This is a genomic window from Halarchaeum sp. P4 (assembly GCF_051195175.1).
Lineage (GTDB): Archaea > Halobacteriota > Halobacteria > Halobacteriales > Halobacteriaceae > Halarchaeum.
This window is the reverse complement of record NZ_JBNTKC010000001.1, coordinates 575,063-599,231: the sequence shown is the minus strand read 5'-3', so window position 1 is coordinate 599,231 and position 24,169 is coordinate 575,063. Positions and strand designations below refer to the sequence as shown.

The following is a 24,169-nucleotide window of genomic DNA, read 5'->3' as shown; positions in this document are numbered from 1 at the left end:
GGTACGTCTCGTGACTATTTACGAACCACGGTAGCGGCGCTCGTGCAGGCGTAAACGCGCCGCTGGGCGGGGTGCGTACCGAAAGGAGAGAAGACGAGTTTAGTGGTCGCCCGCGTCCTCGTAGACCCAGGTCGCAGTCTCCTGCTCCCAGTCGACGAGTTCGTCCTCGTCGAAGAAGAGGGCAATCTCGCGCTCGTTCGCGCCCTCGTCCTCGTGGTCGCTGCCGTGAATGATGTTGTGTCCGAGGTCGTTCCCGAAGTCACCGCGGATGGTGCCGGGAGCGGCCTCCTGTGCGTCCGTCGCGCCCATCATCTGGCGGACCTGCCGCGTGGCGTCCGCGCCCTCCCAGACCATCGCGAAGACCGGTCCGGAGGTGATGAACTCGACGAGACCCTCGAAGAAGGGCTTGTCCTCGTGCTCGGCGTAGTGCTCGTGGGCGAGCTCCTCGTCGATCTGCATGAACTTCCCGCCGACCATCTTGAGGCCCTTGTTCTCGAGACGGCCGACGATCTCGCCGATGAGGCCGCGCTGGACGCCGTCGGGCTTGACCATCACGAACGTCCGCTCGTCGTGGTGGCTCATTTATTCGCCCTCGCCGCCTTCGGCCTGGCCTTCCTCGGTCCATTCGAGCTCGCGCGGTTCGCGGCCGAGGTCGGCGTTCTTCTCACACTTCGACGAGCAGAAGTGGACGGTGCTTCCGTCGTTGTAGACGAACATCGTGCCCGTCCCGGGCTCGATGTCCGCCCCACAGTAGTCACACTCTCGGGTCTGGGGCATTACTGACCTCCGATGGAGTCGGCTTCGCGAGCCGTCTCACGCAGCTGGAGGACGTCGCCGACCCGCGTCGGGCCGAGGACGTTCCGCGTGATGATACGGCCCTGGTTGGAGCCTTCCTGAAGTCGGCACTTCACCTGCATCGCCTCGCCGTGCATCCCGGTCTTGCCGACGACCTCGATGACTTCGGCGGACGTGGAATCCTGAGTCTCCGATTCCTCGGCACTCATGGGTTTACTTCAGCTCCTCGACTTTCGCGCCGATGTCCTCGACGTCGTCTTCCGCGTCGCCCGCGTCCACGATGGCGGCGGCGGCGGAGCCGACTTCGAGCCCGGCGGCGACGCCGAGTTCGTCCTGCGTTTCGACGAAGATGTAGGGAATCCCCTTCTCGTCGGCGAGTTCGGGCAGGTGGAGGACGATCTCCTCGGGGGAGACGTCCTCGGCGACGATGACGAGGTCCGCGTTGCCGCGCTCGACTGCCTTGGTCGTCTCGTTCGTACCCTTCTTGACGCTACCGGTGTCGCGGGCGACCTCGAGCGCTTCGAGCGCTCGCTCCTGAAGGTCGGCCGGGACGTCGTAATCAACGTATACTGGCATTTTTACGTTCACCTACTCCCTCGGGCGGGCTTGCGCTCCGTCGCCGACCGAAGTCCCGTGGCGACTAGGAGCATCATGACCCCCCGAAGGCTGTAACACGTATTCCGAACCCCTCGGTTAAAAACGCTTTCAATGCCCGTCGGAGTGCGAACGCGAGACACGGCCCCCAACGCGGGGGCGACGGCCGGCGAACGGCAACACCCTTCGGCGTCGCGGACGAACCGGGAGTCGATGACCGTCAGGGACGTCGCGAGCAGACTCCGTGCGGAGGCCCGGTCGGTGAACGAACGCCGTCTGCTCGTCCTCGCGGGCGCGCAGGACGCGGGCTTCGACGCCGCCGGTGACGCGCTCGACGCCGCGGACATCGACCCGGCGAACGCGACGCTCGTCGGCCACCGCGACGCCCTCCGCTGTGAGCACGTCACGCCGCGGAACGCCGGCGAGCTCCTCGGGACCACCCGCGACGCCGTCGTCTACGATGCCACCGAGGAGTGTCGGCCGAACGCGCTCGGGCGCGTGACCGGTGCCGTCGACGGCGGCGGCCTCCTCGTCCTCGTGACGCCGCCGCTCGACGCGTGGCCGGACGCGCGCGACGAGTTCGACGACGGTCTCGCCGTCCCGCCGTTCGGCCTCGAGGACGTCACGGGCCGGTTCCGCGAACGCCTCGTCGCGACGCTCCGCGCACACCGCGGCGTCGCCATCTACGACGTCGATTCGGAGACGGTCGTTGACGACGGTCTCACGCGGCCCGCGCCGCGCCTCGCGTCCCCCGAGACGTCACCGCCCGCCGAGCACGCCTTTCCGGAGGCGGCGTACGAGGCCTGCCTCACCGAGGACCAGATGACCGCCGTCCACGCTTTCGAGTCGCTTTCTGATCCCGGGTCGGCCGTCGTCGCGGAGGCGGACCGGGGCCGCGGGAAGTCGAGCGCGGCCGGCATCGCCGCCGCCTGCCTCGCTGTCGAGGGGCTGGACGTCCTCGTCACCGCCCCGTCGTTCCGGAGCGTTCGCGAGCTCTACGCGCGCGCCGACGACGTCTGCGACCGACTCGAGGCCGACTACGAGCGCCCCGACCGGACGCGTCTCGACGTCGCGGACGCGGGCCGAATCCGCTTCGCGAAACCACCTGCGGCCGCCGACCTCCCGGACAGTCCGGACGTCGTCCTCGTGGACGAGGCGGCCGCGCTCCCCGTCCGCCTCCTCGGCGAGTTCCTCGACGCGCCGCGCGTGGCATTCACCACGACCGTCCACGGCTACGAGGGCGCGGGACGTGGGTTCGACGTCCGCTTCCGCGACGAACTCGCGGCGAGCGAGTTCGACGTCACCGACGTCCGCCTCGACGACCCGATTCGGTACGCCGCGGGCGACCCGGTGGAGGTGTGGGCGTTCCGCGCGCTCCTCCTCGACGCCCGCCCCCCGGTCGACCCGCTCGTCGACGATGCGACGCCCGACACCGCCGACTACACGGTGCTCGACCAGGCGACGCTCGCGGGCGACGAACACCGCCTGCGCGAGACGTTCGGCCTGCTCGTCGCCGCGCACTACCGGACCGAACCCGACGACCTCGCGCGCATCCTCGACGCGCCGAACCTCAGCGTGCGCGCCCTGTGCCACGACGACCACGTCGTCGCCGTCTGCCTGCTCGCCCGCGAGGGCGGCCTCGACGCCGAGACCCGCGAGGCGATGTACACCGGGAGTCGCGTGAAGGGCAACATGCTCCCGGACGTCCTGACGAGCCAACTCCGCGACCCGGAGGCCGCCGCACCCGTCGGGCAGCGCGTCGTCCGCATCGCCACCCACCACGCCGTCCGGTCCCGTGGACTTGGTTCCGCACTCCTCGAGGCCGTCCGTGCGGAGTTCGACGACACCGACTGGCTCGGCGTCGGCTACGGCGCGACGCCCGACCTTCTCGATTTCTGGGCGGCAAACGACTTCTCGACGCTCCACCTCTCCACCACCAGAAACGACACCAGCGGCGAGTACTCGGCCATCATGCTCGACCCGCAGAGCGACGCCGGCGCGGCGCTCGCCGAGCGCCACGAGTCGTGGTTCGCCGACCGCGTCGCGGGCGTGCTCGCGGACGCCCTCACCGACCTCGACCCGGACGTCGCGCGCGCCGCGCTCGCCGCCTGCGACGCGACGCCCAACCCCGGGCTCTCCGCCGATTCGTGGCGCGTCGTCGCCGGCTCGGCGTTCGGCTCGGCGATGTACAGCGTCGACCCCGAGCCGTTCCGCTGGCTCGCCGTCTGCGCGCTCGTCCGAGACGACGCGCCCGCGCTCGCCGACGAGGCCGACGAGGCCGTCCGCCGCGAGCGGCTGTTCGTCCTGAAACTCCTCCAGTGTCGGCCGTGGGACGATGTCGCCGACACCCTCGACTACCACTCGACCGGCCAGGCGATGCGGGCGTTCGGCGACGCCCTGCAACCGCTCTGCGAGGCGTGGGGCGGCGCGGCCGTCGAAGCCGAGCGGGAGCGACACGCCTGACATGCTCGCACTCCCCGACACTATCGCGTCCGTCCCGACGCCCGTCCTCGTCGCGTTCGCGCTCCTCGCGCTCGGCATGGTCGGGAGCGTCCTGCCGCTCCTCCCGAGCGGCATCACGTCGCTCGCCGGCGTCGGCGTCTACTGGTGGCACACCGGCGACCCCGGGACGCTCGCGCTCGCGGCGCTCGTCGTGCTCTGTCTCGTCGCAACCGTCGTCGACTGGTTCGGCGGCGCGCTCGGCGCGAACGCGGGCGGCGCGTCGACCCGGACGACGGTCGTCGCCGCTGCCGTCGGCCTGCTCTGCCTGCCGCTCGGCGGGCCAATCGGCGTCATCGCTGGCGTCGCCGGGACCGTCTTCGCCCTCGAATACCGGCGTCACGGCGACCGGGACGTCGGCCTCCGGACGGCGGCCTACGCGACCGCCGCCGTCCTCGCGTCGGCGCTCGTCCAACTCCTCCTCACCGGCGTCGTCTTCGCCGCCGTCCTGCTAGTCCACCTCCTCTGAGCGGGCTCCGGAGCGCCGGAGACGGCCGTAAGGCTGTTTACGAACCGCGCGTCTAGCGCCCGATGCGGTATGAAGGCACTCGTAGTCGCCACGGACGGCTTCGAGGACAGCGAGTTCAGCTATCCGTACTACCGCCTCCAGGAGGACAGCTGGGAGGTGGACGTCGCCACGCCGGACGGCGACGCCGTCGAAGGCGAATACGGGTACACGTTCGACGCGGACCATGCCATCGACGAGCGGTCGCCGTCCGCGTTCGCCGACGAATACGACCTCCTCGTCGTCCCCGGTGGAGACTCCCCCGAGGCGTTGCGCACCGAGGCACCGGAGGCCGCGGACGTCGTCGCCAGCTTCGACGAGCACGACGTCCCCATCGCCGCCATCTGCCACGGCGCGCAGCTGCTCATCAGCGCGGACGTCCTCGAGGGACGCCGCGCCACCGGATACTGGACGCTCGAAGTCGACATCCAGAATGCCGGCGCGGAGTACGTCGACGAGGCAGTCGTCGCCGACGGCAACCTCGTCACCTCGCGTGTCCCCGACGACCTGCCGGCGTTCATGGATCGGGCACTCGACCGTGTCGACCAGGCCGAGCAGGCCGAACGCGGCGAACCCGCCGTGCCAGCGTAACCGCAGCGCACCGCACCCGGACACTCGCCACGCGTCCCGCCGATCGGTCGCCGCGGGCGCGTCGACCTCCCGTGGTCGGTCGCTTCGCACCCGGCCCGCCGGGTGAGCGCGGCCGTTTATCCCGCACCTCCCCGTACCGGCGGGCGTGTTCCCCCTGAAGGCCTTCGGTGTGGTCGTCCTCGGCCTCGGCGTCGTCACGACGGCGAGCCCGCTCACGCCCGCCGGGACGGTGTCCGCCGCGGGCCTCGTCACGATGTACGCGCTCACCGAGAGCGGCGCGTTCGTCAAACAGGGCGTCCTCTCCGTCCCGCTCTTCGGCGCGTTGCTCGCTCTCTGCGCGCTCGCCGCCGTTACCGACGACTACGGCCACCTCGTCTCCGCGTACGACCCAACCGTCGCACCCCAGACGCTCGCGGCGACGGCGAGCCTCGCCGCGCCAGCCTACGTCCTCGTCGGGCCGATGGGCGTGCCTGCGGTGACGGCCGGCGCGATTGTCGTGGACGCCGCTCTCCGCGAGTACCAGCGGTTCAGAGAATATCGGCCGGCAGTCGGCGCGGCGATGGGCGCGCTCGCGCGGGCGACCGGCCCGCTCGTCTGCACGAGCGCCGTCCTCCTGCTCTTCGTCGTCGCGACCTAGGGGTGGGCGTAGTAGGCGACCGTTTCGTCGGCCGCCTCGCGGTCGTAGCGCGCGAAGCCGACGCGGACGAACTGCACGAGGTCGTCCGGCTCGTACGCCGCGTAGCCGGGCTCGGCGTAGCCGTGGACGTCACCCTCCATGCGGCGCATCCGGACGGGGACGTTGTTCTCGGCGGGCACCCAGTGGACGACGTCGACGCCCTCCTCGCGGACGACGTCGATGTCCTCGTCGGTGTACACGAAGCGCTCGCCGTCGTAGCGGACGGGCCCGTAGCCCTTCAGCCAGACGCGCTCACCCTCCGCAGGAACGTCGCGTGACTCGACGAGCACCGCGTCACCGACGGGGATGTCGCGCGTGCCGCGCTCCTCGTGGTTCGGGTGGACCGGCGGGTGTGCGGCGTCCGGACCGCCTTCGAGGGGGACCTCGACGGCCTCGAAGGTCGTCTCGGCCTCGGGGTCGCGGGCGTCGAAGCCGTCCCGTACGAGGAACGCGCGCGGCGTCTCCTCGTCCACGAGGTCGCGGTTGTTCGCGTAGATGGAGGACATCGCGAGGTCGACGTCGGAGGTCGAGGTGCCGAGTTCGACCATCGCGTCCACGATGGCCTGCCCGCGGATGCCGCGCCGGCGGACGCTCTGGAGGGTGGGCGCACGCGGGTCGTCCCAGCCGTCGAGCTCGCCGGCGTCGATCTTCTCCTTGATGGTGGAGGTGCTCATCTTCACGTCGTAGGCGTCCACCTGGACGTGGCCCCAGTGGACGACCTCGGGGTATTCCCAGTCGAAGTAGTCGTAGACGAACTGCTGGCGCTTCGCGGAGTCCTGCAGGTCGATGCCGCGGATGATGTGCGTGATGCCCAGCAGGTGGTCGTCGATTCCAGACTGGAAGTCAAGCATCGGCCAGCACCGGTACTCCGCGGCCTCCTCGCGCGGGTGCGGGGTGTCCACCATGCGGAACGCGACGAAGTCCCGGAGCGCGGGGTTCTTGTGCTCGATGTCGGTCTTCACGCGGAGGACCATCTCGCCCGAGGAGTACTCCCCGTCGACCATCGCCTCGAACTCCTCGCGGACGGTGTCGACGTCCTTCTCGCGGTGCGGGCAGGGCTCGCCGGCGTTCTTCAACTCGGAGAACTCCTCGCCCGAACAGCTACAGGTGTACGCGCCGCCGAGATCGATGAGTTCGCGGGCGTGCTCGTAGTAGGTCTCCATCCGACTCGACGCCTTCACGACCTTGTCGGGCTCGAAGCCGAGATAGTCGACGTCCTCGAGGATGGCGTCGTAGGCCTTGAGGTCCGGGCGCTTCGTCTCGGGGTCGGTGTCGTCGAAGCGGACGAGCATCCAGCCGTCGTAGCGCTCCTTGTACGTCCCGATGACGGCAGGCATGCGGCCGTGGCCAATGTGCCACGGGCCGTTCGGGTTCGGCGCACACCGCATCCGCACCTCCTCGTAGTCCTCGGCGTTCGGGAGGTCGGGGAGGGGGTGCTCCTCTCCCTCGTCCTCGGCTTCGAGTTCCTCGAGGCGCTCGGGCGCGATTTCCTCGAGGCGCGCGCGCTTCTCTGCCTCGTCGAGGCCGTTCACCTCGTCGACGACGGGCGCAACGACGGCCGCGACTTCGTCGCCGTGCTCGCGGAACTCGGGGTTCTCGCCCATCAGCGGGCCCAGGATGGCGCCGGTCTGGGCGTCGCTCCCGTGTTTCAGCGCGTTGAACAGCGCGTTCTCCTCGGCCTCCCGTCGAATCCGCTTTCGGAGGTCCTCGTCCATTACCTCCCGCTTACCGCGGTACGAGGAAATTCGTTTGGATTCCCGTCCCGTTCGGCGTCGCGCTCCCGAGCGACGGCGTGGCGGACGCGCACCGACCGGGAAGCCCACACGACTGCCGCCTCCCCAGCGACTTACCCCGCGCCGCCGCAACCGGCGCACATGGTCACGAACCAGAGCGACACCTTCGACATCGGCGGCGAACTGACCGTCCACCGACTCGGGTTCGGCGCGATGCGCCTCTGCGGGGAAGACATCATCGGGCGCCCCGAGAGCGAGCCGAACGCCCGCGACGTCCTCCGGCGCGCCGACGAACTCGGCGTCGACTTCATCGACACCGCGGACTCCTACGGGCCCGGCGTCTCCGAGCGCCTCATCGGCGAGGCCCTCGACACCACCCGCGACGACCTCGTGGTCGCCACGAAGGCGGGCCTGCTCCGCAACCGAGAGGGCGAGTGGCTCGCGCACGGCGACCCCGACTACATCAAGAACCAGGTGCTCACCAGCCTCGACCGACTCGGCTGTGAGTCCATCGACCTCTATCAGTTCCACCGCCCCGACCCGGACACGGACTTCGAGGAGTCCGTACAGGCGTTCGCGGAACTGCAGGACGACGGCCTCGTCGAGCACGTCGGCCTCTCGAACGTCTCCGTCGAGCAACTCGACACGGCGCGCGAGCACGTCGATGTCGCCACCGTCCAGAACGAGTACAACCTCGAGAACCGTGAGCACGAGGACGTCCTCAAGGCCTGCGAGGAGCACGGTATCGGCTTCATCCCCTACTTCCCCGTCGGTGCGGGCGGCTTCGACGACGAGGCGCGTGACGCCGTCGAATCCGTCGCCGATGCCCACGACGCCACGGTCTATCAGGTCGCGCTCGCGTGGCTTCTCGACCACAGCGACGTGACGCTCCCGATTCCCGGCACCTCCAGCATCCGGCACCTCGAGCAGAACGTCGCCGCCACCGAACTCGAACTCACCGACGAGGACCGCGAGACGCTCGACCTCGCCTGAGGCGACGCTCGGGGACACCCCCCACCGTTGCAAGTGTTCTTCTGGAGTGCAGGAAGAGACAGCCCCGTCGGCGGACGCAGGGACGCCCGCCGGAGTCCGCGTCGCGTTACTCGAAGCCGATGGGTCGTTCGCGCTCCTCCTCGCGCTTCGGGAGCGTGATGCGGAGGACGCCGTTCTCGTAGGAGGCACGGGCCTCGTCGACGTCGGCGCGCGCCGGGAGGTCGACCGTCCGATCGACCGTTCGGGAGCGCTCACGGCGGTGCACGCGCCCCTCGCCGGCTGCGTCGTCCTCGCGGTCCGCCCGGATTCGCAGGCGGTTCTCCCGTGCACGGAGCTCGATCCGATCCCGGTCACAGCCGGGTAGGTCGGCGAAGACGTGGACCTCCTCGGGCGTGTCGAGCACGTCCACGTCGGGGAGGCGCGGGTCCTCTCGGTCCTCGGGGCGTTCGGGTCGAGAGGGTTCACGCCGCGGCTCGGGGAGCGGCGTCTCACGCTCCTGCGCGCGGCGCGCGACGGACTCGGCTTCTCGGGGCGCCGGTTGCGGCGAGCGGGGAGCGGGCCGACGCCCGCGTCGCGGCTCCGCCCGGCGTTCGCGTCCGGACTCGGTCCGATACGCCCGTCGAGACTCGGCCCGGCGCTCACCGCGCGGTGCGCGCTTCCGTCGCGGCGCGCGCTCCTCGCGGGGCCGCTCGGCGCGCGGTTCACGTTCGCGTCGGGGTATCGGGTCCGCACGTCCTTCCTCGCGGCGCTCCGCTCGTGGCTCGGGCCGTCGTTCTCGTGTCCGCTCGCGACGCGGCTCACGCGCTCGTTCCGCCTCGCGGACGCGTTCCGCACGCCGCTCGCGCTCACGCCGGTCGAGCTCGCTCGGCTCGGGGGCGGACTCGGGAGGGCGACGCTCGGCGTCCCGGCGTCGGGGTTTTTCAGGGCGGTACTCCGCTCGTCGGCGTCGGTCGTGCATTGCGTACCAACTCCCCGTGGTACGTCTTATCGTACCACGTACTGTCGTGTTGTACGAAGAGCACCAAAAAGACCGGCCGTGACGGCGGGCGCCGGTCAGTCGACGAGCGTGCCCGGCTCCCCACCCTCAAGGAACTCCTCGAGGGCGGCGGGGCCGAAGACCGACACCGGAGCGTCCAGCGCGAGGAGCGCACGGACCTTCGCCGCCATCCCACCCGTGACATCCGTCGCCTCGCTCCCGCCGAGGTAGGCCTCGACGTCCTCGAACACCGAAATCTCGGGGATGACCTCGCCGTCGTCGTCCAGCACGCCCGGCACCGTCGAGCAGACGCCGACCCGGTCGGCCCCGAGGCCGCGCGCAAGCGTCACGACGAGCTGGTCGCCGCTCACGACGGTTGCACCCTGCCCGACGTGCGTCACGACGTCGCCGTGGAGCACCGGCAGGAACCCCTCGTCGAGCTTCGCGTCGACGGCGTCCGTCGGGAGCGTCAGCGTCTCGTCGCTGTCCCGGTAGCCTGCCGTGTAAGGGTGGTGGGGGACCGCCGGCACGTCGCGTTCCCCGAGCGCCGTGCAGACCGTCTCGTTCAGGCGGCGCATCGCGCCGTGGATTTCGCGCACCGCCAGCGCGTCGTGCGTCCCCTCGGTCGGGGACACCTCGTGTTCCGCCGCGTAGGGATGGCCGAACGACCCGCCGCCGTGGACGAGCACGACGTCCGCGCTGTTCGACGCGTCCGTGGCGGCCGCGAGGGCGTCCGCCGCGTCCGCCAGCGCCTCCTCGTCCACCGTCTCCGGTTCGTCCTTGCGCGTCACGACGCTCCCGCCGAGCTTCAGGACAGTCGTCACTCCGCACGCACCCCCTCGTGGGCGAGCGACGCCCGGAACGTCTCCACGCAGGCCGGCGTCAGCGAGAGCGCCATCTCCGTCGCGTCGCCCTCGTCGAGCGCGACGATACAGCCACCCCCGCCTGCGCCCGTCAGCTTCGCGCCGAGCGCGTCGGCCTCCCGGGCCGCCCAGACCATCTCGTCGAGCGACCGCGCGGAGACGCCGAGCGCCGACAGCAGGCCGTGGTTGAAGTCCATCAGTCGACCCAACTCCTCGACATCGCCGTCCGCGAGTGCGTCCTCGCCCTGCCGGACGAGGTCGCCGATGGCCGCGACGGTGTCCTGCGCGAAGTCGTACTCGTCCTTCAGCGCACGCACCCCAGCGACGAGTTCGCCCGTGTCGTGACTCGCGCCGTCGTAGCCCACGACGAACGGGAGGTCAGGCGCGTCCAGCGTCTCGCACGCGTCGCCCTCGACGCGCACCGCGCCGCCCATCGCCGAGCAGAACGTGTCCGCGCGTGAGGCCTCGCCGTCCTGCACCTCGTACTCCACCTCGTAGGCGCGCTCCGCGACGTCCGCCGGCGAGAGCTCACACCCGAGTTCGCGCGCCGCCGCATCAATGCCCGCGACCACGACCGCCGCCGACGACCCCAAGCCCGCGCCCAGCGGGATGTCGCTCTCAATCTCGACGTCGAACCCCGCGCGCGGCCGGCCCGCGGCCGCACGCGCCGACTCCATCGCCGCGTCCACGTAGCCCATCGCCGCCTCGATGAGCGGCGTCGGGACGTCCACGTCCGGGGACTCGCCGTCGACGCTGTACTCGACCGTGAACCCGTCCAGCGTGAGGTCGTCCGCGCTCACCCGCAGTCGGTCGTCGTCACGCTCGCGGACCGTCACGGACGCCCGGCGCTCGATCGCGCACGGCACCGCGGGTTCGCCGTAGACGACCGCGTGCTCCCCGAACAAGTAGACCTTCCCCGGGGCGCTCGAAGTGGTCGGCATACCCGAACACGCGGCGCCCCGACGTAAGTACCCTTTCGGAATCGCCTCGGATGCGGCCACGCTGCCTATCAGCGCGGGCGTCCAACCCGGCGTATGCGCCCGGTCATCGACCACGTCCCCTTCGCCGGCGCCGACCTCGACGCGCTCGTCGAGCGCTTCGAGAACGCCGGCTTCGCACCGCAGTACGGCGGCGAACACACCGGTATGGACACCGAAATGGCGTCGCTCGTCCTCCCCGACGGCTCCTACCTCGAACTCCTCGCGCCGACCGACGGCGACGACGCCGCCAGCCACTGGCCCGACTTCCTCGCCGCTGACGCCGGCCCCTGCGCGTGGTGCGTCGACGCCGGCAGCGTCCACAGCGAACTCCAGCGCGCCATCAGCCACGACATCACCGTCCGCGGTCCCCTCCGCGGCCGCCGCGAAACCGACAAGGGCACCGCCGACTGGGACCTCGGCTTCCTCGGCCCCCGCGACCGCAGTGTGCTCCCCTTCGTCATCTCCGACCGGACGCCACGTGAGTACCGCGTCCCCGACAGCACGCTCTACGGCTCGCCCGTCTCGGGCATCGGCCGCGTCCTCGTCGCCGTCGACGACCTCGAGGCCGCCGTCGAGCGCTTCACACGCTTCTACCGACTCCCCGAACCGGACCGCGACGTCGACGGCCGCTTCGGCGACCTCGCCGCCTTCCCCGGTCAGGACGTCGTCCTCTGCGAACCGACTGACGGGCCCGTCCGCGAGCGCGTCGACCAGTTCGGCCCCTGCCCGGCGTCCGTCCTCCTCACCGCCGACATCGAGGACGCCGCCACACGCCACCCGCTCGCGGATTCCCGTACCCTGTTCGGACGGCGCGTCCGCTTCGTCGAGGGCTTCGACTACCGGCTCGGCGTCATCGAACGCTGAGCGCAGCCGTCGCTACGCGGTCGTAGAACAGTGAAAGGGAAAGTTCGCCTCTAGATCTCGCTCTCGAAGTCCTCGAGGCTGTAGGACGGCTCCGCGCCGCGCCGGTCGAGGACTTCGTTCGCGAGCAGCCAGTAGACGACCGAGAGCGCACGACGACCCTTGTTGTTCGTCGGGACGACGAGGTCGACGTTGCTCGTGGAGTTGTTCGAGTCACACATCGCGATCACGGGGATACCGACCGTGATCGCTTCCTTGACGGCCTGGCTGTCACCGATCGGGTCCGTGACGACCACGACGTCCGGCTCGATGTAGCCGTCGTACTGCGGGTTCGTCAGCGTCCCCGGGATGAAGCGACCGGTCCGGGCGCGCGCCCCGACCGCGTCCGCGAACTTCTCCGCGGGGAAACGGCCGTACTGGCGCGACGACGTGACCAGAATCTGCTCGGGGTTGTAGTTCTCGAGGAAGTCCGCAGCAGTGCGGATGCGCTCGTCCGTCTTGGAGACGTCGAGCACGTAGAGACCGTCGGTCCGGACACGGTGGATGAACCGCTCCATGTCCTTCGTCTTCTGCTGCGTACCGATGTGGACACCCGCGGCCAGGTAGTCCTCGACCGGGATGAGGAGGTCGGCTTCCTCGTCGGGCATTACGTCTTCCGTCTGAGCGGCCGTCTCGGGTTCCTCCGTGGCGTCGGCAGACTCAGTCTGCTCGACGTCCGCCGCGGGCTCGGACTCCTCGTCCGCGACCTCGGCGACGTCCTCGGGGGCCTCCTCGAGTTCGGCCTCGCTGTCTTCGTTCTCGCTCATAGTGCCTCGTCCGCGATGCGGATGAGTTCGTTGAGTTTGGCGGTGCGCTCGCCCTGGACCGTCCCCGTCTTGATGAACGGGGCGTCGGTCGCCACGGCGAGGTGTGCGATCGTCGTGTCTTCGGTCTCGCCGCTCCGGTGGCTCACGACCGATTCGTAGCCGTTCCGGGTGGCGAGTTCGATGGCGTCGAAGGCGTCGGAGAGGGTGCCGATCTGGTTCGGCTTGATGAGGATGCTGTTGCCAGCGCCCTGCTCGATCCCCTCCTCGAGACGCTCGACGTTCGTGACGAACAGGTCGTCACCACAGATGAGCGTCTGGTCACCGACGCGGTCGGTGAGCTCGGCGAACGCCTCGTAGGCGTCCTCGTCGAGCGGGTCCTCGACGTACGCGAGGTCGTAGTCCTCGACCAGTCCGGCGACGTAGTCGATCTGCTCCTCCGTGGAGCGGACCTCGTCACCGTAGACGTACTCGCCGTCCTCGAAGGTCTCGGCGGCCGCCATGTCGAGGCCGAACTTGATCTCGAAGCCGACCTCGTCTTCGACCGTGTCGACGGCCTCCGCGACGAGGTCGAACGCTTCCGCGTCCGAGATAGCGGGCGCCCACGCGCCCTCGTCGCCCTTCGCCGCGGGCGTGCCGCGTTCCTCGAGCAGGTCGCCGATGGTGGCGTGGACCTGCGCGTTCGCGAAGACGGCGTCCTTCACGCTCGGCGCGCCGACAGGCGCGGCGAGGAACTCCTGAATCGCGGTGGCTTCCTGGGCGTGCTCGCCGCCGCCGACGACGTTCCCGAGCGGAACCGGGAAGTTGCCGCCGCGGAACGCACCACCGAGGTGCTGGTAGAGCGGCGCGCCGAGGACGTCCGCCCCCGCCTTCGCCGCCGCCATGCTGATCGCGACCGCGGAGTTCGCGCCGATCTCCGAGAAGTCCTCGGTGCCGTCGGCCGCGCGAAGCGTGTTGTCGACCTCGCGCTGGTCGCCGGCGTAGACGCGGCCTTCGAGGCGGGGCACCGCGTGCTCGCGGGCCGCCGCGATTGCCTCGTTGACCGGCAGCTCGATGGCTTCGTACTCACCAGTGGACGCCCCGGACGGGGCGGCCGCGCGGCCGAAGCCGCCGGACTCCGTGAGTACGTCCGCTTCCACGGTCTTGTTGCCGCGCGAGTCGAGGACTGCGCGCAGGCGGACGGTTTCGATTCGTGTCACTGTTTCTCCCTCCGGACGGTGAACGGGAGCGCGTCGGCGTCGTACTCCTCGGCGGCGATGAGGATCGGCTCCGTCTGGTCGGTGTCGACCAACACGGGTGCGCCGTAGGAGACCTGGAGCGCTCGCGCTCCGATGATCCGTGCTTTCTCGTAGCGGTTGAAGTCAGGCATACTACTGGTAGGGTGAGACCACGTCGACGAGGTCTTGGTGCGAGACGAACATCCGCCGGCAGCAGTGCCGGTCGAGACCGAGGTCGTCGAGGACTTCTGCTGGGTCCTCATCGCCCTCCTTGTTCGCGGCTCGCGCCTTGAATTCCTCCCAGTGTTCACCGATGACTTTCCCGCACGTGAAACACCGGACTGGTACCATCATGGTTTGTGTACCTCAGCGGTAGGACTTCTGATAGCGGGCGCGGGCGCCGGGCCCACCCCACTTCTTCGGCTCCTTGCGCCGGACGTCGTTGACCAGCAGCTGCCGGTCGAACTCCATGAACGCATCACGGAGCTCCGCGTCGTTACGGTGCTCGACGATGCCGCGCGCGATGGCGGTCCGGACGGCGTCCGCCCGACCGGCGTAGCCGCCGCCGTTCACGGTGACGTCGATGTCGACCTCGTCGCGAATCTCCTCGCCCGCGATGCGGAACGGCTCAAGCATCTTGAGCCGCGACATCTCGGGTTCGACGAGTTCGACAGGCGTGGAGTTGATTCGTACACGACCCTCGCCGTCCTTGACCGTCGCGCGAGCGACGGCCGTCTTCTTCTTACCGCTCGTGTTGGTTACCATGTCTTGTTAGCCCCCAATTCCTCGGAGACCTCTCCGAGGGTGACGAATTTGATGTTCGAGAGCCGGTCGAGCGAAGTGCCCTCGAGCACCTCACCCTCCTCGTCAGTCTGGTTACCGACGTAGAGGCGAACGTTCTCGAACGCCTCTCGACCGCGACCCGTCTTGTACGGGAGCATCCCGCGAACCGCGCGCTTGAAGATGCGGTCCGGGCGCTTCGGGTAGTACGGACCGCTGTCCGAGCCGAGCTCGGCGCGCTTGCGGTACGTCCCGAAGACGTCTTCTTTGCTCCCCGTGATGACCGCGTCCTCGGTGTTGACGACTGCGACCGTCTTGCCGTCGAGCGCGAGCTCGGCGACGTTCGAGGCGACGCGACCCATGATACAGTCACGGGCGTCGACGACGACGTCCGCGTCGAATTCTGCGGCGCTCATCGGATCACCCGGACGTTGGATCCTTCGGGGTTCTGTTCAACTGCCTGTGCTAACTGGACGACTTCGCCGTCCGCGTGTTCGATCTTCGTTTCCGCGCTGGACGAAAAGTCCACCGCGGCGACCGTCACGGACTTCCGGAGGGCACCCGAGCCGAGTACCTTGCCGGGGACGACGACTGTCTCGTCCTCGTTCGCATACCGTTCGATACGACTCAGATTCACCTCGGCGTGCGTCGAGCGGGGCTTCTCCAGCCGACCGGCGACGTCACGCCACACGTCCGCACCCGAATCGCGGGCGACGGACTTGAGTTGGGCGATGAGACTACTGAGTCTCGGGCTCGTCTTGCTCATGGTTCTGACTCCTGATGAGAGTATAAGGGTGTGGAGTGCAGGGAGCAGGATTTGAACCTGCGAACTCCTACGAGACAGCGCCCTGAACGCTGCGCCTTTGGCCAAACTTGGCTATCCCTGCACGCCCACTGAGAAGGCGTGGTCTTACCGACGATACATGGTTCCCGCCGCCCCGTAAAGGGGCTTTCGATTGCCCCCCGACGCACACCCGTCGCTACGGGCGCCGGGTGGACGTCGATGGTGGGGTGGCGGGACATGAGTACGTCTTACAGACTGACCTTCTCGCGTAGTTCGTCCGCGCGCATGGAGAGTGACTCCACACCGCGGAGTACCAGTTCGTCGACGGGCATCGACCCGTCGGACTCGACGTGGAAGACGAAGGCGTTCGGGACGTCTTCAACCGTGACCTCCTTCCCCGGGTACCGGTTCGTGAGGTCGTGACCGAACTCCGAGGTGGCGACGAGCTCGTCGCCGTCCTCGATGACGCCACGGACGATGTTCGGTTCGTCTTCGCTGTATTCGGACGCGTCGTCACCGACCTCGACGTGCTGGAGGTGTCGGTATCCGACGGCCACACCGCCTTGGAACTTCGCGTGGTCGCGACCCCGGCCGAGTTTCGCTTCGGCCTCGGCTTCCAGACGCTGCCCGTCCTTCAGCTCGATGAGGGGAATGTTCTCGTCGGCGGGTTCGACCTGCGGGTCCGAGGAAACCAGATCACCGCTGTAGGCGGTGTCCGGTCCCTCCACGTCGATGGCGAGGGTGACGACGTCGTCTTCGTCGAACTCGCCCTCCGGGGTCGTCAGCGGGACGAGTCCCATGCGGAGGGCGAGCACCTCGTCGAACAGGACGCTCGAGTTCTCCACGAACCGTACGGTGTCGATGGAGAGCGTCGGCACGTCCGCGAGGATTGCCCGGCGGATGCCGTTGGCGAACGCGGGCGTAATCCCTCGAACGAGGAAGCGCGCCTCACGGTCGCCCGTTTCGATGAATTCGACGTCGAAGTCCGTTGCCATGTGGTGTGGTTAGTAACCGCTGTTCTTCGGCGGGCGGGTCCCGTCGTGGGGAATCGGGGTGACGTCCTCGATGCGGCCGATCTCGAGGCCTGCGCGGGCGAGCGCTCGGATGGTGGCCTGCGCACCGGGGCCGGGGCTCCGCTGGAGGTTTCCACCGGGGCCACGGACGCGGACGTGGACGCCCTCGATACCCTGTTCTTTCAGGTCTTCGGCGAGCTGTTCGGCCATCTGCATCGCGGCGTAGGGCGACGCCTCGTCACGGTTCTGCTTGACGACGGCACCGCCGCTGGACTTGGCCAGCGTCTCGGCGCCGGTCTCGTCGGTGACCGTGAGCAGCGTGTTGTTGAACGAGGCGTGCACGTGTGCGATGCCCCATTTGCCGTCTGCGTCGTTCTCTGCCATTGGTTACTCCTGGTTGTCGGCGCGAGCCGGGTGGAGCTCGTCGCTGAGCGGGCTCGTCTCGTCGAACTCGATTGCGTCCTCGGTGGCGACGTCGACCTTCGTCGACGGAGCCGTAACGCGGCTGCCGTCGACGGTGACGTGGCCGTGGACGATGAACTGACGCGCCTGCTGCGGCGTGTTCGCCAGCCCCTTCCGGTAAGCGACCGTCTGAAGACGGCGCTCGAGGACGTCGGTGACGTCCAGCGAAAGGATGTCGTCCAGCTCGTCGGACTCGCCGAGAATCCCGAGACGGCGGAGGCGGGAGACGAACTCCTCGCCTTCCTCGCCCTCCTCGGTCACGCGACCGAGAAGTTCTCGGGCCTCGCGGCGGTAGGAACGCAGTTCGGACTGCGCTCGCCAGAGCTCCTCTTTGTTCTTCAGGCCGTAGCGCCCGAGGAGGTCGGCCTCCTCGGAGATGCGCTCGCCCTGATAGGGGTGGTTCGGCGTCTCGTAGAACTTGGTGTTCTCACCGGGAAGCGCCATTATTCACCACCCTCCTCTGCTTCTTCCTCTTCCTTCAGGGCCTCGACGTTGACACCGATGGTGCCTTCCGTACGCCCGGTGGACTTGGTGCGCTGACCGCGGACCTTCTGTCCGCGCTCGTGACGCACACCCTTGTAGGACCGGATCATCCGCATCCGGTTGACGTCCTGATTCCGGGTGAGGGAAACGTCGTTGCCCGTGATGTGTTCGGTCTCGCCGGTGTAGAAGTCGTTCCGGCGGTTCGCCAGCCAGTCAGGAACTTCGTCGGCGAAGTTCTCCACTGCCTCGACGATTCGTTCGATCGAGTCGTCGTCGAGGCGGCCGAGCGTGGCGGTTCGGTCCACGTCGGCGTTGGCGGCGACCACGCGGGAGACCCGGCGGCCGATGCCGTCCATCTCGGAGAGGGCACGCTCGACGGTCTTCGTACCGTCAAGGTCAGTCTGCCCAATTCGGACGAAGTATCGGATTTCCTCCTCTTCGTCCGTCTCCTCTTGTTGTTCTTCGCTCATGGTATGGTCGTGTGGAGAGGCGTCGTGGCGGGGATTTGAACCCCGGAGGCGGTGAGCCACAGAGTTAGCAACCCTGCGCCTTGACCAGGCTAGGCTACCACGACCCGCTCGGTGGTTACTGTCGCCCTCTCGGACTCGGGACCTCACGCCCCTACAGTGACTGCATCCTATCCGAATCACCGACCCTACTTAACTATCACGAATCGGCGGAGGTACGGTACTCATCGACGTGGGGGTGAGAGGACGGAGACGTGACGACACAGACAGTATCGAAGGAAGGAATAGCGACGAAACGTCCGATGTGTGCGATGCCGTCGGCGAATTCTCAGTCGTCCGCGGCCGTGGCGACGTCGTCGGGGGCATCGATGTACTTCTCGTTCACCTTCCAGCCGCCCTCGCCGTCGCGCACCATGTACTCGCCGTAGTAGGGGACGCGGTTCTCGACCGTCTCGCGGAAGGCGGACGCGATTTCCTCGCGGGTCATCTCGCCCATCGAGCGCAAGTCGTCGTTGCGATTGAGACAGCCCTTCAGGTAGCCTTCGTGTGTGACGCGCACGCGGTGGCAGTTGGCGCAGAACTCCTCGTTGCCGACGGGGTCGACGATTTCGACCATCCCGCCGTCGACCCAGTAGCGCTTCCGGTCGTGCATCTCCCGGACTTCGACGCGGTCGGCCTCGCCTTCGAGCCAGTCGTGGACGGCGTCGACGTCGACGGCCCACTCGGGCTTTCCGACTAACTCGGGCATGAACTCGATGAGTTGGAGTTGGAGGCCGTCGTTCTCGGCGACGTAGTCGACCATCTCGGGGACGTAGCCCTTCGTCTGCTCGAAGAGCACCATGTTGAGCTTCACGGGGTCGAGGCCGGCCTCGACCGCGGCCTTCACGCCCTCGATGACCTGGTCGTAGGCCCCGGACTGGGTGACTGCCTTGAACGCGTCCGCGTCGAGGGCGTCCTGTGAGACGTTCACGCGCTCGACGCCGGCGTCCACGAGGTCTTCGGCTCGACCGGGGAGGAAGGTGCCGTTCGTGGTGAGCGACACCTCCATCGAGTCGGGCGTGCGCGCGACAATCTCCTCAAGGTCGTCGCGCAGCATCGGCTCGCCGCCGGTGAACTTCACGGCGTCGACGCCGAACCCCTCGACGACTTCGAGGAAGCGCACGACGTCGTCGGCGCTCATCTCGTGGTCCCGGGGATCCATCGGGCCGCGGGTGTCGCCGAGCCCCTCGTTGTGACAGTAGACGCAGTCGAAGTTACAGCGGTCCGTGAGCGAGACCCGAACCCCTGTCACTTCACGGCCGAAGCCGTCCTCGAGCATACTTGTACGTGGCGCGCGCGGGCAGATAAGCCCGCGGGTCGTCACATCACGGCGCCTCCGTTCGAAAGCGGCGGCGCGTCCGGGCGTCACAACCCTTATTCACGCGACGACGCCTAACACTCCCATGAACGAAGCGGACGTCAAAGCCCTACTCCACGAGGTCGAGGACCCCGACCTCGGGGACGACATCGTCTCACTCGGCATCGTCAACGACGTCACCGTCGAGGACGGTGTCGCGCACGTCTCGCTCGCGCTCGGGACGCCCTACTCGCCGACGGAGTCGACCATCGCCGACCGCGTTCGGGAGGTCCTCCGCGCGGAGGACCTGGAGCCCGACCTCTCGGCCTTCCACCCCGACCAGGACGCGCCTGCGGGCGAGGACGCCGTCCTGCCGAACGTGAAGAACGTCATCACCGTCGCCTCCGGGAAGGGCGGCGTCGGGAAGTCGACGGTCGCCGTGAACCTCGCGGCGGCGCTCTCGAAGCGCGGCGCGCGCGTCGGCCTTTTCGACGCGGACGTCTACGGGCCGAACGTCCCCCGGATGGTGTCGGCAGACGAGGCGCCCCAAGCCACCGAGGAGGAGACGCTTGTGCCCCCCGAGAAGTTCGGCGTGAAGCTGATGAGCATGGCCTTCCTCACGGGCGGGGAAGACGACCCGGTCATCTGGCGCGGCCCGATGGTCCACAAGGTGCTGACCCAACTCGTCGAGGACGTCGAGTGGGGCTATCTCGACTACCTCATCGTCGACTTGCCACCCGGAACGGGTGACACGCAGCTCACCGTCCTCCAGACGATCCCCGTCACGGGGTCGGTGGTGGTCACGACGCCGCAGGACGTCGCCATCGACGACGCCCAGAAGGGGCTCGAGATGTTCGGGACGCACGACACGCCGGTGCTCGGCATCGTGGAGAACATGAGCACGTTCGTCTGCCCCGATTGCGGGTCGACGCACGACGTCTTCGGGAGTGGCGGCGGCGAGGCGTTCGCCGAGGAGAACGACCTGCCGTTCCTCGGCTCGATCCCGCTCGACCCGAGCGTTCGGGCGGGCGGCGACGAGGGTAGTCCGGTAGCGCTCGACGACGAGAGCGGCGTCGGCGAGGCGTTCCGAGACCTCGCGGCGAACACCGCCGACATGGCGGGCATCCTGAACCGGCGCAGCCTCGGAGAATGAGCGAGTTCGACGACGACACGAAGCGCGAGGTGCTGCGCGCCGTCGCCGACGACCTCCGGGCGGAGGGGAGTGAGGAAGCGGAGAAAATCGGCGCACTCGTCCACCGCGTCAGCGACCTCTACGACGAGGCCGAGGAGACGGACAGCGACGAAATCTACCGAAACATGCGGTTCATTCTCGAGGTCTCGGAGCGCGGCGGCCTCAAGCGATAGGGCACGTCGGCAACCGGGGGAGCCACGGGAACGGGTTTTCCGCCGTGCCACAATCGGCGGTTATCGTCACGTCGCGAGTTACGCGTGCGGCCTGCCCGTGCGCGTCCGTCGCGCGCACGACCACTGTGTGTTTTCCGGCAGGGAGAAGGAGCCGTTCAGCGAGCCGACGCTCCGTCCCGTCACCGTCCCCGAGGGCGACGATGACGCCGTCGACGGCGAGTACGACGCCGGTGAGGTCCGCACCGACGTCGCGGGCGGTGGCGTTCACGCGGAGTGCGTCACCGCCATCGAGTGCCGCGATGTCGAGTTCGGGCCCGGAATCGACGACGACGCGCGTCTCGTTTCCGGCGAACGCCCCGTAGTGTTCTTGGGTCGGCGTCCGCCACGCGACGTACAGGTCGTGTGCGCCGGTGTCGAGCGAAAGGTCAACGCTCGGTCCTTCGCCCACGGGGACGCCGTCGAGTAGCCACGTGACTGACGGCTGGACGGGATGGTCGACGACGTAGGTCCCTCGTGCGGGCGCGTTCCCGGTGAGCGTCTGCGGGCCGACGACGCGGAGGTCGGGGTCCCACGTGCCCGACCACGCTCGCGTGTCGCCCGACGCCGTATTCGACCCGCCGCCGAACGTCGAGTCGACGGTTACCGTGGTGCCGTTCGTCGCCGTCGCGTTGGCAGCGTCGACGACGGTGGCGTTCACGGTGTGTCTGCTGGCGTCGGCGAAGACGTGGGTGTATGCGACGGTGGCGGTCCGGCCATCGACGGGGAGCGTCCGGACGACGCGGCCGTCGACGCGCCAGACGATTCGCTGGAGGGACGACCCGCCGGCGGCCGCGGTCGCCCAGTAGCGGGCGGTCGTCCCGGCGTCGACACGCTCGGGGCCGGTCACGGCAAGTGCGGGTGTGCCGGCTTTCGTGCCGACGACGGCAGGGACGCCGACGTGGACGTAGAGGTGGTCGCTCGCGTGCTGCCCGTCGGCACCGGTGACGGTGAGCGTCGCGATGTAGTGGCCGTGGCGGCGTGGGACGAAACTCGTCCGCGCACACGAGTCACAGCCGACGGCAACCGCTGCTCCCTCGGGGCTCCGGACGCGCCAGCGGTAGTCCGTGAGCGCGCCGTCGGGGTCACCCGATCCGGTGGCGTCGAGGTGGACGGTCCGGTCGACGGCGGCGCGCTGGTCGAGGCCGGCGTCGGCGAGCGGCGCGCCGTCGGCGGCGAGGACGCCCACGGGGACGGCCGCGACCAACACGAACGCGAGGAGGAGGGCAGAACGCATCACCTTCGTTCGGCGACACGTACGGATAAACTAGCCGCAGGCCTGTAGCGTGTCAACGAACGTCTCGGCGTTCGTTCTGCCGATTCGGGCGCGGTTCGCTGGACGTTCGTCCGGCGCGCCACGGGATGTCCATCATCATTTTTCCTTGGTAATGGATAGCAAACGATTTAGTGAGTGACGTTCGAAGTCCCCAGCAGTGTCCCACGCAGGGGGCCAGGACATACACTATGACTGACGACGAACTCATCTGGCGAATCGCGGGAGGTTCCGGAGACGGGATCGACTCGACGAGCCAGAATTTCGCGAAAGCTCTGATGCGCTCGGGGCTCAACGTTTTCACGCACCGGCACTACCCCTCGCGCATCCGCGGCGGTCACACGTACGTAGAAATTCGTGCATCGTCGGAGGAAGTCAAGTCCCGTGGCGACGGGTACAACTTCCTCGTCGCCCTCGGTGACTCGTTCGCCCGGAACCCCAAGGAGAACGCCTACTACGGCAAGGAGGAGGTCAAACCTCTCGCCGAGAACCTCGACGAACTCCGCGAGGGCGGGGTCATCGTCTACGACTCCGGGCTCCTCGACACCGACGACATCGAGAACTTCGACGAGCGCGTCGAGGAGAACAACTGGCACGTCTACGACGTCGACCTCCGCGGCATCGCCAAGGAACACGGCCGCGAGATCATGCGCAACACCGCCGGCGTCGGCGTCACGGCCGCCCTCACGGGCCTCGACACGTCCTACGTCGAGGAGCTGATGTCGGACGCCATGGGCGGCGACATCCTCGAGGCCAACCTCAACGTGCTCCACGACGCCTTCGAGCACGTCCAGGAGGAGTACGACCCCGACGCACACGACGTCACCGTCCCCGAGGGCCAGCACGACGAGGAGCAGGTGCTCGTCTCGGGCAGCCACGGCATCGCGTACGGCGCCCTCGACGAGGGCTGTCGCTTCATCGCGGGCTACCCGATGACGCCGTGGACTGACGTCTTCACCATCCTGACGAACCTGATGCCCGACGTTGGGGGCATCAGCGAGCAGGTCGAGGACGAAATCGCGGCGGCCGCGCTGGCCGTTGGCGCCTCGCACGCCGGCGTGAAGGCCATGTCCGGGTCGTCCGGCGGTGGCTTCTCGCTGATGAGCGAGCCGCTCGGCCTCGCGGAGATGACCGAGACGCCGCTCGTGCTCGTCGAGTCGATGCGGGCCGGCCCCTCCACGGGGATGCCGACGAAGCCCGAGCAGGCCGACCTCGAGCACGTCCTCTACACGAGTCAGGGCGACAGCCACCGCGTGGTCTTCGCGCCCTCCAACCCGGTGGAGTGCTACGAGCAGACCCGCAAGGCGTTCCAGATCGCCTACGACTACCAGATTCCGGTCATGGTCATCTACGACCAGAAGCTCTCCGGTGAGCACCGGAACGTCCCGAAGAGCACCTTCGACCAGGAGCCAAACCCGGACCTCGGCAGCGTCCTGACCGAGGAGGAGCTCGAGGACCAGCCCCACGGCGAGACCGGCATCTACCACCGGTTCCAGCACGAGGGCGAGGACGGCGTCAGCCCGCGTTCCATCCCCGGTCAGAAGGGTGGGCGCTACCTCGCGACCGGCAACGAGCACACGCCCGAGGGGCACATCAGCGAGGACCCCGACAACCGCAAGGCGCAGGTCGACCGGCGCAACGAGAAGCTCGCGGCCATCCGCGAGAACCTCGACGCCGACGAGCGCCAGGAGGTCTACGGCGACGAGGACGCCGAGTACGGCGTCATCTCGTGGGGCAGCCAGTCCGGCACCGTCGAGGAGGCAGTCCACCGACTGAACGAGAACGGGCACAGCGTGAAGGGGCTCAGCGTCTCCGAGATGGCGCCGTTCCCCGAGGAGTTCCTCTCGGAGTTCATCGAGAGCGTCGACGAGGTGCTCGTCGTGGAGATGTCCTCAACGGCGCAGTTCCGCGGCGTCATCCAGAAGAACCTCGGACGGTACGGCGAGAAGCTCTCCTCGCTCCTGAAGTACGACGGCAACCCGTTCGAACCCGCCGAGATCGTCGAGGCGGTCGAACAGCACGGTAGCGGCGAGGAGCTCTCCTCGAACACGCGGTTCGAAGCCGCGGCAGGTGGTGACTAAACA

At 68.6% G+C, this 24,169-nt stretch carries 30 protein-coding genes and 2 tRNA genes; 9 read left to right on the top strand and 23 right to left on the bottom strand.

What is annotated here, in order from left to right:
- Nucleotides 1-99 precede the first annotated feature (99 nt).
- From ndk to rpl7ae, 4 genes are read right to left on the bottom strand one after another with little or no spacing between them, the layout of a single operon-like run.
- Nucleotides 100-582, bottom strand: a complete 483-nt coding sequence (ndk, locus tag ACQUS8_RS03135; protein WP_435096777.1) for a nucleoside-diphosphate kinase — start codon at nt 580-582, stop codon at nt 100-102.
- Nucleotides 583-777, bottom strand: a complete 195-nt coding sequence (locus ACQUS8_RS03130) for a 50S ribosomal protein L24e (RefSeq protein WP_435096774.1) — start codon at nt 775-777, stop codon at nt 583-585.
- Nucleotides 777-1,004: a 30S ribosomal protein S28e gene (locus ACQUS8_RS03125; protein ID WP_123076751.1), complete on the bottom strand. Its 228-nt coding sequence runs from the start codon at nt 1,002-1,004 to the stop codon at nt 777-779. The genes ACQUS8_RS03130 and ACQUS8_RS03125 overlap by 1 nt, the downstream gene beginning before the upstream one ends.
- Nucleotides 1,005-1,008: 4 nt before the next feature.
- Nucleotides 1,009-1,371 carry a 50S ribosomal protein L7Ae gene (gene rpl7ae, locus ACQUS8_RS03120; RefSeq protein WP_435096770.1) on the bottom strand — a complete coding sequence of 121 codons (363 nt, stop codon included), beginning with the start codon at nt 1,369-1,371 and terminating at the stop codon, nt 1,009-1,011.
- A 231-nt stretch (nt 1,372-1,602) separates the two neighbouring features.
- Here rpl7ae and tmcA point away from each other — a divergent pair, with 231 nt between their 5' ends.
- The 4 genes from tmcA to ACQUS8_RS03100 all read left to right on the top strand — a co-directional run bounded on the left by tmcA (nt 1,603) and on the right by ACQUS8_RS03100 (nt 5,621).
- The gene (tmcA, locus tag ACQUS8_RS03115; protein ID WP_435096767.1) at nt 1,603-3,852 is read left to right on the top strand and encodes a tRNA(Met) cytidine acetyltransferase TmcA; all 2,250 of its coding nucleotides are present in this window, start codon (nt 1,603-1,605) and stop codon (nt 3,850-3,852) included.
- Between the two features lies 1 nt (nt 3,853).
- Entirely contained in the window at nt 3,854-4,357 is a 504-nt protein-coding gene (locus ACQUS8_RS03110; RefSeq protein ID WP_435096764.1) for a DUF456 domain-containing protein, read from the top strand.
- A 69-nt stretch (nt 4,358-4,426) separates the two neighbouring features.
- Nucleotides 4,427-4,984 carry a type 1 glutamine amidotransferase domain-containing protein gene (locus ACQUS8_RS03105; RefSeq protein ID WP_435096761.1) on the top strand — a complete coding sequence of 186 codons (558 nt, stop codon included), beginning with the start codon at nt 4,427-4,429 and terminating at the stop codon, nt 4,982-4,984.
- A 145-nt stretch (nt 4,985-5,129) separates the two neighbouring features.
- Nucleotides 5,130-5,621, top strand: a complete 492-nt coding sequence (locus ACQUS8_RS03100) for a hypothetical protein (RefSeq protein ID WP_435096758.1) — start codon at nt 5,130-5,132, stop codon at nt 5,619-5,621.
- Here ACQUS8_RS03100 and ACQUS8_RS03095 read toward each other — a convergent pair.
- A complete protein-coding gene (locus tag ACQUS8_RS03095) occupies nt 5,618-7,375 on the bottom strand; it encodes a glutamate--tRNA ligase (RefSeq protein ID WP_435096755.1) in 1,758 nt (585 codons plus the stop codon). The two genes, ACQUS8_RS03100 and ACQUS8_RS03095, sit on opposite strands and share 4 nt — an antisense overlap.
- A 159-nt stretch (nt 7,376-7,534) precedes the next feature.
- Between ACQUS8_RS03095 and ACQUS8_RS03090 the strand changes: the two genes are divergently transcribed.
- Nucleotides 7,535-8,386, top strand: a complete 852-nt coding sequence (locus tag ACQUS8_RS03090) for an aldo/keto reductase (RefSeq protein ID WP_435096752.1) — start codon at nt 7,535-7,537, stop codon at nt 8,384-8,386.
- Nucleotides 8,387-8,492: 106 nt separating this feature from the next.
- On the opposite strand, the gene ACQUS8_RS03085 is transcribed toward ACQUS8_RS03090, so the two are convergent.
- The 3 genes from ACQUS8_RS03085 to mvk all read right to left on the bottom strand — a co-directional run bounded on the left by ACQUS8_RS03085 (nt 8,493) and on the right by mvk (nt 11,166).
- Nucleotides 8,493-8,789 carry an Hsp20/alpha crystallin family protein gene (locus ACQUS8_RS03085; RefSeq protein WP_435096749.1) on the bottom strand — a complete coding sequence of 99 codons (297 nt, stop codon included), beginning with the start codon at nt 8,787-8,789 and terminating at the stop codon, nt 8,493-8,495.
- A 650-nt stretch (nt 8,790-9,439) separates the two neighbouring features.
- Nucleotides 9,440-10,186, bottom strand: a complete 747-nt coding sequence (locus ACQUS8_RS03080; protein ID WP_435096746.1) for an isopentenyl phosphate kinase — start codon at nt 10,184-10,186, stop codon at nt 9,440-9,442.
- The gene (gene mvk / locus ACQUS8_RS03075) at nt 10,183-11,166 is read right to left on the bottom strand and encodes a mevalonate kinase (RefSeq protein WP_435096743.1); all 984 of its coding nucleotides are present in this window, start codon (nt 11,164-11,166) and stop codon (nt 10,183-10,185) included. The genes ACQUS8_RS03080 and mvk overlap by 4 nt, the downstream gene beginning before the upstream one ends.
- Before the next feature lie 93 nt (nt 11,167-11,259).
- Here mvk and ACQUS8_RS03070 point away from each other — a divergent pair, with 93 nt between their 5' ends.
- Nucleotides 11,260-12,069, top strand: coding sequence for a VOC family protein (locus ACQUS8_RS03070; RefSeq protein WP_435096740.1), 810 nt, complete (start codon nt 11,260-11,262; stop codon nt 12,067-12,069).
- A 50-nt stretch (nt 12,070-12,119) separates the two neighbouring features.
- Here the strand turns inward: ACQUS8_RS03070 and rpsB are convergent, their stop codons facing one another.
- The 14 genes from rpsB to moaA form a co-directional block, all read right to left on the bottom strand.
- Nucleotides 12,120-12,872: a 30S ribosomal protein S2 gene (rpsB, locus tag ACQUS8_RS03065; protein ID WP_435096737.1), complete on the bottom strand. Its 753-nt coding sequence runs from the start codon at nt 12,870-12,872 to the stop codon at nt 12,120-12,122.
- A complete protein-coding gene (gene eno / locus ACQUS8_RS03060; protein ID WP_435096734.1) occupies nt 12,869-14,068 on the bottom strand; it encodes a phosphopyruvate hydratase in 1,200 nt (399 codons plus the stop codon). Before eno ends, rpsB begins: the two co-directional genes overlap by 4 nt.
- Nucleotides 14,065-14,238 (bottom strand): DNA-directed RNA polymerase subunit K, encoded by a 174-nt coding sequence (locus tag ACQUS8_RS03055; RefSeq protein WP_435096731.1) that lies wholly within the window; start codon nt 14,236-14,238, stop codon nt 14,065-14,067. Before ACQUS8_RS03055 ends, eno begins: the two co-directional genes overlap by 4 nt.
- A 1-nt stretch (nt 14,239) precedes the next feature.
- Complete coding sequence (locus ACQUS8_RS03050; protein ID WP_435096728.1) at nt 14,240-14,440, bottom strand: DNA-directed RNA polymerase subunit N; 201 nt, start codon at nt 14,438-14,440, stop codon at nt 14,240-14,242.
- 12 nt (nt 14,441-14,452) lie between these two features.
- Complete coding sequence (locus ACQUS8_RS03045) at nt 14,453-14,851, bottom strand: 30S ribosomal protein S9 (protein WP_435096725.1); 399 nt, start codon at nt 14,849-14,851, stop codon at nt 14,453-14,455.
- Nucleotides 14,845-15,282, bottom strand: coding sequence for a 50S ribosomal protein L13 (locus ACQUS8_RS03040; protein WP_435096722.1), 438 nt, complete (start codon nt 15,280-15,282; stop codon nt 14,845-14,847). Before ACQUS8_RS03040 ends, ACQUS8_RS03045 begins: the two co-directional genes overlap by 7 nt.
- Entirely contained in the window at nt 15,279-15,632 is a 354-nt protein-coding gene (locus ACQUS8_RS03035; RefSeq protein ID WP_435096719.1) for a 50S ribosomal protein L18e, read from the bottom strand. The genes ACQUS8_RS03040 and ACQUS8_RS03035 overlap by 4 nt, the downstream gene beginning before the upstream one ends.
- Before the next feature lie 36 nt (nt 15,633-15,668).
- Nucleotides 15,669-15,753: transfer RNA gene (locus tag ACQUS8_RS03030), tRNA-Leu, on the bottom strand.
- A gap of 145 nt (nt 15,754-15,898) precedes the next feature.
- Nucleotides 15,899-16,645 (bottom strand): DNA-directed RNA polymerase subunit D, encoded by a 747-nt coding sequence (locus tag ACQUS8_RS03025; RefSeq protein WP_435096716.1) that lies wholly within the window; start codon nt 16,643-16,645, stop codon nt 15,899-15,901.
- Nucleotides 16,646-16,654: 9 nt separating this feature from the next.
- Complete coding sequence (locus tag ACQUS8_RS03020; RefSeq protein ID WP_123076717.1) at nt 16,655-17,047, bottom strand: 30S ribosomal protein S11; 393 nt, start codon at nt 17,045-17,047, stop codon at nt 16,655-16,657.
- 3 nt (nt 17,048-17,050) lie between these two features.
- Nucleotides 17,051-17,569 (bottom strand): 30S ribosomal protein S4, encoded by a 519-nt coding sequence (locus ACQUS8_RS03015; protein WP_435096712.1) that lies wholly within the window; start codon nt 17,567-17,569, stop codon nt 17,051-17,053.
- On the bottom strand, nt 17,569-18,078 hold the full coding sequence (locus ACQUS8_RS03010; RefSeq protein WP_435096709.1) for a 30S ribosomal protein S13: 510 nt from the start codon (nt 18,076-18,078) through the stop codon (nt 17,569-17,571). Before ACQUS8_RS03010 ends, ACQUS8_RS03015 begins: the two co-directional genes overlap by 1 nt.
- Before the next feature lie 20 nt (nt 18,079-18,098).
- Nucleotides 18,099-18,182, bottom strand: a tRNA-Ser gene (locus ACQUS8_RS03005).
- A 221-nt stretch (nt 18,183-18,403) separates the two neighbouring features.
- A complete protein-coding gene (moaA, locus tag ACQUS8_RS03000) occupies nt 18,404-19,393 on the bottom strand; it encodes a GTP 3',8-cyclase MoaA (protein WP_435096707.1) in 990 nt (329 codons plus the stop codon).
- 124 nt (nt 19,394-19,517) lie between these two features.
- Between moaA and ACQUS8_RS02995 the strand changes: the two genes are divergently transcribed.
- Complete coding sequence (locus tag ACQUS8_RS02995; protein WP_435096704.1) at nt 19,518-20,564, top strand: Mrp/NBP35 family ATP-binding protein; 1,047 nt, start codon at nt 19,518-19,520, stop codon at nt 20,562-20,564.
- On the top strand, nt 20,561-20,776 hold the full coding sequence (locus ACQUS8_RS02990) for a hypothetical protein (RefSeq protein ID WP_435096701.1): 216 nt from the start codon (nt 20,561-20,563) through the stop codon (nt 20,774-20,776). Before ACQUS8_RS02995 ends, ACQUS8_RS02990 begins: the two co-directional genes overlap by 4 nt.
- Here the strand turns inward: ACQUS8_RS02990 and ACQUS8_RS02985 are convergent.
- Nucleotides 20,766-22,049: a PKD domain-containing protein gene (locus ACQUS8_RS02985; RefSeq protein ID WP_435096698.1), complete on the bottom strand. Its 1,284-nt coding sequence runs from the start codon at nt 22,047-22,049 to the stop codon at nt 20,766-20,768. The two genes, ACQUS8_RS02990 and ACQUS8_RS02985, sit on opposite strands and share 11 nt — an antisense overlap.
- 227 nt (nt 22,050-22,276) lie before the next feature.
- On the opposite strand from ACQUS8_RS02985, the gene ACQUS8_RS02980 reads away from it, so the two are divergent.
- Nucleotides 22,277-24,166 (top strand): 2-oxoacid:acceptor oxidoreductase subunit alpha, encoded by a 1,890-nt coding sequence (locus tag ACQUS8_RS02980; RefSeq protein WP_435096695.1) that lies wholly within the window; start codon nt 22,277-22,279, stop codon nt 24,164-24,166.
- Nucleotides 24,167-24,169 lie beyond the last annotated feature (3 nt).